Here is a 7,995-nt window from a genome sequence, read left to right as displayed (position 1 = left end):
ATGTAGGTTGGGATACAATCCCAACGGATACTCGTATCTATTGTGGCTTATTGGGTTTGCAACTCAAGTTACGGTTAGTAGGGTGCACGCCCCTGCGTGCACGCGTTCTATGGGTTCTGTACAAAATGCCGTCTGAAAATATTAAAACTTTTCAGACGGCATTGACAATAATAACCCGACCAACGCGTGCACGCAGGGGCGTGCACCCTACCTCAATATTCAGACGGCCTCACACCCCCAAATACCCTTCCCGACTGCTCAGCCACCTATCCAAATGCGCGTCCACGATATCCGGCCGCTGTTCAATCAGTTGCGGGGCGATTTCGCGTGCTTTTTCTAAGAGGTGCAAATCTTCTTCGAGGTTGGCGAAACGCAGCATGGGGACACCGCTTTGGCGTGCGCCGAGGAATTCGCCGGGGCCGCGGATGTTGAGGTCTTGGCGGGCGATTTCGAAGCCGTCGGTGTGTTCGTAAATCACTTTCAGGCGTGCTTTGGCCAGTTCGCTTAAAGGCTCGGCAAACAGCAAGACGCAATGGCTGGCGGCACCGCCGCGCCCGACGCGCCCGCGCAGTTGGTGCAGCTGCGCCAAGCCCATGCGTTCGGCGTGTTCGATGACCATCAGGCTGGCGTTGGGTACGTCCACGCCGACTTCGATGACGGTGGTGGCGACGAGTACGTTCAGACGGCCTGCGGAAAATTCGGCCATGATTTCGGCTTTTTCGGCGGCTTTCATGCGCCCGTGCACGAGGCCGACGGATAATTCGGGCAAGGCCGTCTGAAGGGCTTCGAGGGTTTCGGTGGCGGTTTGCAGTTGCAGGGTTTCGCTCTCTTCAATCAGGGGACAGACCCAATAGGCCTGCTGCCCTTTGCGGCAGGTGTTCAACATGAAGCCTTCGACTTCGGCGCGGCGGGCGTTGTTGACGAGGCGGGTTTTAATCGGGGTACGGTTGGGCGGCAATTCGTCAATCACGGAGACGTCGAGGTCGGCGAAGAAACTCATGGCCAGCGTGCGCGGGATGGGGGTGGCCGACATCATCAGTTGGTGTACGTCTTGGCCTTTGTTTTTTAAGGCCAAACGCTGCGCTACGCCGAAGCGGTGTTGTTCATCGACAATGACTAAGCCGAGGTTTTGAAACTGCACGTCTTCTTGAAACAGCGCGTGCGTGCCGACGGCAATCGGGGCGAGGCCGTCTGAAACGGCGGCTTTGTTTTGCTCTTTTTCTTTTTTACGCTGGCTGCCGGAAAGCCAGGCCACGGCTAATCCCATGGGCTCGAACCATTGTTTGAACTTGATGTAATGCTGCTCGGCGAGGATTTCGGTGGGTGCCATCACGGCGACTTGATAGCCGGCTTCGATGGCGGTGAGCGCGGAAAGTGCGGCGACAATGGTTTTGCCGCTGCCGACATCGCCTTGCAGCAGGCGGTGCATGGGGTGGGTTTGCGCGAGGTCGGCGCGGATTTCGCTTAAGACGCGCTGCTGGGCGCGGGTAAGATCGAAGGGCAGGCTGCGAACGAGTTTGTCGGAAAGTCCTCCGTTGCCTTTCAGTGCTTTAGCCGTACCGCTGACGCGCTTTTGCCGCGCCAAGCGCATGGATAATTGCTGCGCCAGAAGTTCGTCGAATTTGAGCCGCTGCCACGCGGGAAGCGTGCCGTCTGAAAGCTGGTAGATGGTGTAGCTCGGCGGCGGTGCGTGCAGCAGGCGCAGGCTTTCGGCCAGATGCGGCAGTTTCAGACGGCCTAACAATTCGTCGGGCAGGGTGTCGTGCAGCGGAACGGTATCCAAGGCCGTCTGAATAATGCGGCGCAAGGTGGGCTGGTTGAGGCCGTTTACGGTGGGATACACCGGCGTGAGGCTTTCGGCCAGGCCGCTGTTTTCGGCGTCTCGGATTTTAGGGTGTATCATTTCGTCGCCGTAAAAACCGCGTTTGATTTCGCCCACGGCGCGGATGCGTTTGCCCACCGCCATCTGCTTCTGATGGCTGGCGTAAAAGTGGATGAAGCGCAGGTGCAATACGCTGCCCGAGCCGTCGGCAATCTGCACGATGAGCTGCCTGCGCGGTTTGAACTGCACTTCCTGATGCAATACTTCGCCCTCCACTTGGCAGGGCGTGCCGGCGGGCGCGTCGGCAATCGGCATGATGTGGGTTTCGTCTTCGTAGCGCAGCGGCAGGTGCAGCGCGATGTCCCACGGCGTGTGCAGGTTGAGTTTTTCCAGCTTTTTGGCGGAAACGTCGGTGATTTTGAGCTGTTTCTGGTGAACGGGCAGCATGGCGGCTTCAGGCAAACGGTTTTTCAGACGGCCTATTTTAAAGGATTTTTGATGAAAAGACTTTTGCCCTCTTTTTCAGACGGCCTGTTATAACCAAAATCCATAAACACCAAAGCAAACATTATTTCCCTTTCGCCGCCGCCGCGTATAAAGTAGCGGAAAATAACCTTCCGGAGTATTCCCATGAAAGCCATCCGCACCCTTTCCCTGACTGCCCTCGGCGCGCTCGCCCTGGCCGCCTGCTCGCCGTCTGAAAAACCGGCCGATGCCGCCGCTTCCGCCGCCGCGCCTGCCGCAGCCGATCAAGGCGGCGTCAAACTCTTAAACGTTTCCTACGATGTCGCACGCGACTTCTATAAAGAATACAACCCGCTGTTTATCGAAGCCTACAAAGCCAAACACAACGGCGCGGAAATCGACGTGCAGCAGTCCCACGGCGGCTCCAGCAAGCAGGCGCTTTCCGTTGCCAACGGCCTGGCTGCCGACGTCGTCACCATGAACCAAACCTCCGACATCGAACTTCTGGAAAACAAAGGGCTGGTAAAAAGCGACTGGACGCAGCGCCTGCCCGACCAAGCCGTACCCTTTACCAGCACCACCGTCTTCCTGGTCCGCAAAGGCAACCCCAAGCAGATTAAAGACTGGAACGACTTGGCCAAAGACGGCGTACAAATCGTCATCGCCAATCCGAAAACCACCGGCAACGGCCGCTACGCCTTTCTCGGCGCCTACGGCTACGGCCTGAAAGCGGGCAACGGCGACGAAGCCAAAGCCCAAGAATTTGTTTCCGCCCTGCTGAAAAACGCCCCCGTATTTGAAAACGGCGGCCGCGCAGCCACCACCACCTTCAGCCAGCGCAACATCGGCGACGTGTTGATTACCTTTGAAAACGAAGCCAACCACGTCAGCAAAAAACTGACCCAAGACCAATTTGAAATCGTTTACCCCAGCTACACCATTCTCTCCGAAAGCCCCGTAGCCGTAGTGGACAGCGTGGTTGAGAAAAAAGGCACGCAGGAAGCCGCCAAAGAATATCTGGAATACCTCTGGAGCGAACCCGCCCAAGAGCTGGCCGCCAAACTCTACCTGCGCCCGCGCAATGCCGAAGTATTGGCCAAACACCAAGCCGACTTCCCCGCCATCGAAACCTTCTCGCCCAACGAGAAATTCGGCACATGGGAAGAAATCATGAAAAAATACTTCGCCGACGGCGGCTTGGTTGACCAGCTTTCGCCGAAAAAATAACCAAAGGTTATGAAACTGAAAAAGCCGTCTGAAAATCATGGATTTTCAGACGGCTTTTTTTCGAAAAAACAAACGCGCAGGCCGGACTTTAACCCAGCGTCGGCAAAGGCTGGAGGATAAACACCCCTGCAAAATACATCAGAAACGCCGCAGAGCAATACAGCGCGATTTTTGAAAAAACCAAATTGCTTTTATAGCGCGCAAATTTATCGATGCACACAGTCATCAGCACAAACCACGCCGCAATCGTAAAAGCATGTATGCTAATCAGCAGCACGCCTTGGGCATAAGGATAACTACCCTTAAAATTAATGAATTGCGGAAAGGCGGCCACATAAAACATAGACACTTTAGGATTGAGGATTTGGGTCGTAAATCCGGTGCGGAAATTGGCCGCAAAGCTGAGTTTATTGGACGCCGTACGCTGCAAATCGGCGGTCTTTGTCATGTTCCACGCTTGATAGGCAAACTTGGCGCCCAAATAAAACAGATAGAGCGCACCGGTCGTTTTAACCAGCCAAAATGCGGTGGGCGACTGCAATAAAATCAACGACACGCCAAACAGGGACAACAATCCGTGCACATAAGTCGCCGCCACCAATCCCGCAATCTTAATCAAAGCATCCCTGCGCCCCGCGCCGGTGGCCGTGCTGAAAATCAAAAATGTATTCGGGCCCGGAGAAAGCACGAGCACCAGGCAAATCATGGTATAAGCAAACCAATCGTTCATCATTACCTCCAGTCCTGCATGAGATAAAAAATCATTTTACACCCCGATGATGACATTTTTAAGACCCCAATCACTTGGATATTATCGTTATTCTGTTGGAGTAATGCAAAGCTGTCCTACTCAAAAAAAGCCGTCTGAAAATCACTGATTTTCAGACGGCTTTTTTATACCGTTTCAATACCGTATCACTGATAACGCTTGCCGTTATGCTCCAGCCAGCCGTCGGCATGGCGGCCTTTCGGGTCGTGGTGCGTCCAATGTATCACGCCGCCCTGCTCCGTCCATTCGTATTCGCCGTAAAAGCCGACGGTATCGCCTTTTTTCAGACCTTTGATTTTATCGGCCAGGTCGATATTGTGGGCAACCAGCAGGGTTTGTCCGCTGGAAAGTTTGAGGATAAAGCGCTGGTGGCGGCTGCCTTTGTTGTCGTCGGGCAGGGTTTTCACCACCCGCCCGAAGCCTTCGACCTGAATATCGCTTTGGCGGTTTTCAAAAGCCTGTTGCAGAATCTGCTCGAATTGGCCGTCTGCATTTTCAGACGGCCTGCCCGCGCTGCGGGTATCGGTTTGCACCGTTGTCTGCCGCGCGCCCTGCTCCGCCTGCCCGCCGACGGGGGTAAACTGCTGGTAGAGAAACGCGGCGGCAACCGCAATCAGGAGAAGCCATTTTTTCATGATGTGTGTCCGTAAAAGTGAGCGGGCGGCTTATTTCTGTTTATATTTCATTTCGTTTTTAATGTCTGCCAACACGCGCTGCAGGTTGTGGGTCAACACATCTTCCACCAAATCGGGCGCCTGCTCGCTGAGGGTTTGCTGCACTTGGTAGGCCAGCAGCGCCATCTGTTTCTGCAGGGTGGTGCGGATCATGCCGTTGACCGCGTCGGTCAGGTGCGGGCGCATCCGTTTAATCAGCCGCTCAGTCAGCTCCTGCTCGGAAAGGCAGAACACGCCCTGGCGTTTGACGGCCTGCGGGTTCAGAATATTGATGGTAACGGGCACTCTGTCGGCGGCCTCAGCGGCTTCGGCGGCGGCGATTTCCGCCAGCAAATCGGGCTGCGGCTGCGCTTCAGACGGCGTTTCGTCTTCCGGCTCGGCGGCGGGAAATTCGACGCTCTGCTTTTTGGGGTTGTACCACACGTTGCGGCTGGATTCGATATGCTTGTCGGATACTTGGGTTTGCAGGGCATTTTGGGCGGAGAGCCAGTTTTCCTGCAGCAGCACCATGGCATCGGTTTCCACCGCTTCGCCGGATTCCGCTACGGCGGCATTGTGTTCTTCCTGCCATTTGAGCAGATATTCGCGCAGGATTTTGTCGCGGATTTTGTCGTCCGGCTTGCGTGCGGCAGCGGGCTTGGGCGCGGCGGCAAAGCGGCGGCCGGCCTCCGATTCGCGGACTAAAGGCGCGCGCACGTTGGGCGTATTGAGCTGGCGGTTTTGGCGCAGCTTTTCCAGGCGGCTTTCCCAGTTGAAATCTTCTTCAGAGTGTTGCGGCGCGGCTTCGGGCTTCTGCATGGTCATGTGGTTCGCTCTCGGGCAATATCGGTTGGGCACGGTTCAACAGCAGGCGGCGGCATGGCGTGTCTGCTATAATGAAATATTCTAACAGATTCTAAAGGAACTATCATGAGCAGCATTGAGCAGCGCCTCGATTATTTGGAAGAAGCCAACGATGTTTTGCGGATGCAGAACCATGTGCTCTCCACCGCGCTCAAAGGCCTGATCCGCGCCCTACCGCCGGAAACCGCGCAAGACGTGGTGGAATCCATACAGCTGGCGTTTGAAGACGCGCTGGCGGAGCTGAGCTACGAAGACAGCCCGCATACCGATTTGTTCCACGACGTAACCTACGCTTTTTTCCGCGAAAAAGAGCGTTGAGCGCGCGGACTTATGCTAAACTGGCGGTTTATTCCCTCTTAATTTTTCCGTATTGCAAAGGATGATTGTATGAACATGAAAAAATGGATTGCGGCAGCCGTAGCCTGCTCCGCACTGGCTCTGGGCGCGTGCGGCGGCCAAAGCAAAGACAGCAGCGCGGCAGCGCCTGCGGCCGAGAGCGGCAAAGTGTACCGCGTTGCGATGAATGCGGAATTTGCGCCGTTTGAATCCCAAGATTCCAGCGGCAACATCGAAGGCTTCGACGTAGATTTGATGAACGCGATGGCCAAAGCCGGCGATTTCAAAGTCGAATTCAAACACCAGCCGTGGGACAGCCTCTTCCCGGCCTTGAAAAACGGCGACGTGGATATCGTGATGTCCGGCGTCACCATTACCGACGACCGCAAGCAGTCGATGACCTTCACCGACCCTTACTTTGAAATTACCCAAGTCGTGCTCGTACCCGAAGGCAAACAGATTGCTTCTTCCGAAGAGCTGAAAAACCTGAATAAAATCGGCGTAGTCACCGGCTACACCGGCGACTTCTCCGTCTCCAAACTCCTGGGCAACGACAGCCCGAAAATCGCCCGCTTCGAGACCAACCCGCTGGTGATTAAAGAGCTGGAAAACGGCGGCCTGGATGCCGTGGTATTGGACAGCGCGGTCGTGGCCAACTATGTGAAACACAACGCCACCAAAGGCCTGTCTTTCCTGACCCTGCCTGATTTCGATATCGAACACTACGGCATCGTAACCCGCCAAGGCGACGACGCCACCGCAACCATGCTGAACGACGCCCTGAAAAAAGTACGCGAAAGCGGCGAATACGACCAAATCCACGCCAAATACTTCGCGGAAGAAAGCGCGAAATAATCCGGCCCGATACGGTCGCACCGCCTGAGCGCCCGGCACACAAGCTGCCGCGCCGCCCGGGCGTTTTTTTTTGCGCCGGGGTCGAACGGGATGGGGCGTTTCAGCATATAACGTGCGTTCGGGATAGTACAATAGGTTAAGCAATATAGAACCCATTGCAATTCAGCAACCTGTCCCTTCCCCCGTCTTTAACGGGGGAAGGCTAGGATGGGGGGAGACGGCCTAAAGTGACCTATAAATCAACCCTCCCCCGTTAAAAACGGGGGAGGGAATAGACTGCTGAAATATCAAGAATGGCTCAAACCCTTTACCGAATTCACACCATGTCAGCGCCCCTATTGATGGCCCATCCAATCAAAAGCCGTCTGAAAATCCCGTTTTTCAGACGGCTTTGTTCACTTAGCAAACCACAGGCAGTACAAACCGTACGGGTCTGCGGACTTGTTGCTTCAGCAGCAGTAGGTCGGCAAGGCGATCCAACTCTGTAGCAGGATTTAAGTTCGACGACTATATCTTTCGCCTTGAGCGCGTGCCAGTAACCTCGCCCGGGCATGGTCGAACACCCAGTTAAATATCAGGGAATACACCACAATCAGCAGCGTCAGCGCGAGGTCTGCTACCAAAGCCGCCCACCAGCCCAGTTCCAGAAAATACATCACCAGCGGTACGGTAAACAGCAGCAGCCCGCCCTCGAAAGCCAGCGTCTGCAGCAGGCGCACGCGCCAGCTTCGGGCTTCGCGCCGGCCGGTGAATACGGCATCGAAGCCCCAGTTGAACACGAAATTCCACAGCATCGCCACCAACGAAATGCTGATATTCATCGCCACCGCCGCCTGCGTGCCTTCATGCCCCGCCAGCAGCACGGCCAGCGTGGCCACGGCGACTGCGCCCAGTTCAAACAGCAACATATGGATAATGCGCCCGCGTAGTCCCATTTTTTCTCCCGAGTGGTTTGGTGCGTCATTATAGTCGAACCTAATCGCTATAGTCGAAGAACTGAATTT

The 7,995-nt window shown here is 55.5% G+C and carries 8 protein-coding genes; 3 read left to right on the top strand and 5 right to left on the bottom strand.

The window, feature by feature from the left end; translation table 11 throughout:
* Positions 1-229 precede the first annotated feature (229 nt).
* Positions 230-2,269, bottom strand: a complete 2,040-nt coding sequence (recG, locus tag BDE01S_RS06330; RefSeq protein WP_066078896.1) for an ATP-dependent DNA helicase RecG — start codon at positions 2,267-2,269, stop codon at positions 230-232.
* 183 nt (positions 2,270-2,452) lie between these two features.
* On the opposite strand from recG, the gene BDE01S_RS06325 reads away from it, so the two are divergent.
* On the top strand, positions 2,453-3,514 hold the full coding sequence (locus tag BDE01S_RS06325; protein ID WP_066078893.1) for a sulfate ABC transporter substrate-binding protein: 1,062 nt from the start codon (positions 2,453-2,455) through the stop codon (positions 3,512-3,514).
* 88 nt (positions 3,515-3,602) lie between these two features.
* On the opposite strand, the gene BDE01S_RS06320 is transcribed toward BDE01S_RS06325, so the two are convergent.
* The 3 genes from BDE01S_RS06320 to BDE01S_RS06310 all read right to left on the bottom strand — a co-directional run bounded on the left by BDE01S_RS06320 (position 3,603) and on the right by BDE01S_RS06310 (position 5,761).
* Positions 3,603-4,247, bottom strand: a complete 645-nt coding sequence (locus BDE01S_RS06320) for a LysE family translocator (protein WP_066078890.1) — start codon at positions 4,245-4,247, stop codon at positions 3,603-3,605.
* Positions 4,248-4,429: 182 nt separating this feature from the next.
* Complete coding sequence (locus tag BDE01S_RS06315) at positions 4,430-4,918, bottom strand: DUF3465 domain-containing protein (protein WP_066078889.1); 489 nt, start codon at positions 4,916-4,918, stop codon at positions 4,430-4,432.
* Positions 4,919-4,948: 30 nt separating this feature from the next.
* Positions 4,949-5,761 carry a hypothetical protein gene (locus BDE01S_RS06310; protein WP_066078886.1) on the bottom strand — a complete coding sequence of 271 codons (813 nt, stop codon included), beginning with the start codon at positions 5,759-5,761 and terminating at the stop codon, positions 4,949-4,951.
* A gap of 105 nt (positions 5,762-5,866) precedes the next feature.
* Between BDE01S_RS06310 and BDE01S_RS06305 the strand changes: the two genes are divergently transcribed.
* Positions 5,867-6,118, top strand: coding sequence for an NGO1151 family protein (locus BDE01S_RS06305; RefSeq protein ID WP_066078883.1), 252 nt, complete (start codon positions 5,867-5,869; stop codon positions 6,116-6,118).
* Positions 6,119-6,187: 69 nt separating this feature from the next.
* Positions 6,188-6,991: a basic amino acid ABC transporter substrate-binding protein gene (locus tag BDE01S_RS06300; RefSeq protein WP_066078880.1), complete on the top strand. Its 804-nt coding sequence runs from the start codon at positions 6,188-6,190 to the stop codon at positions 6,989-6,991.
* A gap of 494 nt (positions 6,992-7,485) precedes the next feature.
* Here the strand turns inward: BDE01S_RS06300 and BDE01S_RS06295 are convergent, their stop codons facing one another.
* Positions 7,486-7,926, bottom strand: coding sequence for a PACE efflux transporter (locus BDE01S_RS06295; protein WP_066078877.1), 441 nt, complete (start codon positions 7,924-7,926; stop codon positions 7,486-7,488).
* Positions 7,927-7,995: the final 69 nt, after the last annotated feature.

This window comes from Bergeriella denitrificans NBRC 102155, from assembly GCF_001592185.1.
Taxonomy (GTDB): Bacteria; Pseudomonadota; Gammaproteobacteria; order Burkholderiales; family Neisseriaceae; genus Neisseria; species Neisseria denitrificans.
Note: the sequence above shows the minus strand (reverse complement) of the source record. Positions and strands in the feature narration are given on the sequence as shown.